The sequence below is a fragment of the Mesorhizobium sp. M7A.F.Ca.US.014.04.1.1 genome (assembly GCF_003998745.1).
Taxonomy (GTDB): domain Bacteria; phylum Pseudomonadota; class Alphaproteobacteria; order Rhizobiales; family Rhizobiaceae; genus Mesorhizobium; species Mesorhizobium ciceri.
Genome location: NZ_RZRW01001397.1, coordinates 1 through 540 on the forward strand (window position 1 = coordinate 1; position 540 = coordinate 540).

Consider the following 540-nt stretch of genomic DNA (forward strand, 5'->3'; position numbering starts at 1 on the left):
GTGTGAAGACGATCATGGACATGGTGACGCTCACCCGGCTCGATTGTGCCATCGCCTCGTCGGCGATCATGCGCGCGGGCCTCGCCGAGGCCGTTCATCATGCCCGCCATCGTCAGGTGTTCGGTTCGACCCTGATCGAGCAGCCGTTGATGCAGCGCGTGCTGGCGGACATGGCACTCGATGTCGCCGCCGCCACCGCACTGTCGTTCCGGCTGGCGCGGTCCTTCGACGAGGCGGCCAGCGACCGCGGTGAAGCGGCGTTTGCCCGCGCCATGACGCCGGTCGTCAAATACTGGGTCTGCAAGATCGCGCCGCCTTTGCTCTATGAGGCGATGGAGTGCCTCGGCGGCAATGGCTATGTCGAGGAGGCGCCGCTCGCCCGCTATTATCGCGAGGCCCCGGTCAACGCGATCTGGGAGGGCTCGGGCAATGTCATGGCGCTCGACGTGCTGCGCGTGCTTGGCCGTGCGCCCGGCCTGGTCGAGGATGTGCTGGCCGGCATCGACCGCGATCTCGGCGCCGGCGGACGCGGCACGATCC

General features: G+C 68.0%; 1 protein-coding gene. It reads left to right on the plus strand.

Going from position 1 to position 540, the window contains the following annotated elements; all coding sequences use genetic code 11:
- Positions 1–540, plus strand: a 540-nt coding sequence (locus tag EOA22_RS36755; RefSeq protein WP_281040828.1) for an acyl-CoA dehydrogenase family protein, incomplete at both ends; no start/stop codon positions are given.